Source organism: Desulfovibrio sp. 1214_IL3152, assembly GCF_036763055.1.
GTDB lineage: Bacteria > Desulfobacterota > Desulfovibrionia > Desulfovibrionales > Desulfovibrionaceae > Desulfovibrio.
In genome coordinates, this window is the sequence record NZ_JBAIYW010000622.1 from 1 (window position 1) to 1,592 (window position 1,592).

Consider the following 1,592-nt stretch of genomic DNA (forward strand, 5'->3'; position numbering starts at 1 on the left):
GCCGCAGGCCCGGCAAGGTGACTCTGGTCAAGAGCCGCGTTCATGTCGGTCAGGCCCATGTCGTGCAGACCGGTTTCTCCGAAAAGGCCGGTGCCGTCCTGTTCTGTGTCCTGCCCGTCGGCGGCCGCGAACAGGCTGTCGAGGCTTTCATCGCCGTAGGTCAGGGTGACGGGGGTGTACAGTTCGGCAAAGTCGCTGCCATCGCCCCCTTCATTGCCGAGGTAGCCGTTGTGCAGGGCATCATCCCCTTCTTCAAACAGATCCGGCAGATCCGGCAGGTCTGTGAGCATGTCTGCGGGCGTGCCTGGGGACATGTCGGCAGGGTCGCTCAGGAAGGCGAAAAGCGGCTGCGCCTGTCCGTCTGCGTCTTCACTGAAGTGCGCCAGGGCCGTGGCGTCATCAAGAGTATCCGCCCCAAGAGCGTCTGCCCCGGGGACCTCCGCATGTGCGGTATTGTCCGGCTGCGCGCTGAAGATGGTCTCCGGGCTGTCGCCTGTCATGTGGTCTGCCATAAGGGCCGGGCCGTCGTGATCGGCCAGGGGCGAGTCCTGCATGTCGTCATGTCCGGCGGCATGCTGCGCGTCCTGCGTATGGTGCTCCGCGCCGGTTTCCGCAGGCATTGCGAAACTGAAGGGGCTGGGGGAGTCCCCCTGGGGGGCAATCTCCGGAGGCCGGAAGTCATAGTCGACGCCTGCACTGTGGAGGGTGTTCAGAAGGGCCTCGAAGCTTGTCTCAGAAGGCAGGTTATTGGGGTCCAGCCCGTAAAATACGACCTCTGAAAGCCCATCAATAAGATTGCCGCTCACTATGCCGGTGAGCCATGCCCCGTAGTGCGCCACAAAGTCTGCTGGGGTATCGGCTTGCAATACCAGGGTGTAGGTTCCGCCGTTGTCGACGGTCACGTTCAGGCTGCCGGACTGTACAGTACCGTTGAGGATAAGTTCGTTGCTGCCGTCGCCCAGGTTGATTTCATTGCCGTTGGCATCGCCCTTGACATCGCCGTTGATGGTCACCTTGTCGTTGCCGGCACCGGTGGTGATGATGTTTTTGCCGCCGTTTTCGGCCTGCATGGCGATGCCCTGACCGTTGTTGGCGGTGGCGGTGAGGGTGATGCTGTCCGTGTCTCCTGCCTGGGAATGGCCAGTGATGCGGTTTACGGAACCGCCGCCGTCGGCCCACATGGCAATGGCTTTTTCAGCGGCACCGGCCGATGCGGTGATGGTCACGGTCAGGGGCGAGCCGATGGCAGACTCAGCAGACTTAATCGTATTTACGCCGCCGCCTGCGGCAGCCATGCCGTAACCGTAGCCGGTGCCGGAGCCGTAGCCGGAGCCGGAGCCGGTCACTGTCACGTTGCCGTCACCGGTGATTTTGATCTCGTTGCTGCCGTCACTGGTGGCGTTCATGCCGTAGCCGGAGCCTTCGAAGCCGGAGCTACTGGTGCCGTTGCCGGTCACGGTCACGTTGCCGTCACCGGTGATTTTGATCTCGTTGCTGCCGTCACTGGTGGCGTTCATGCCGTAGCCGTAGCGGGTGCCGGTGCTATCGCCAGCGCTAGAGCCTGATACTGTCACGGTGCCGTCACCGGTGAT

At 62.6% G+C, this 1,592-nt stretch carries 1 protein-coding gene; it reads right to left on the minus strand.

Annotated elements, in window-relative coordinates; translation table 11 throughout:
* Positions 1-1,574 (minus strand): hypothetical protein (locus V6C07_RS12990; RefSeq protein WP_333536898.1); only part of this gene is annotated, 1,574 nt, incomplete at its 3' end.
* Between the last annotated feature and the right edge of the window lie 18 nt (positions 1,575-1,592).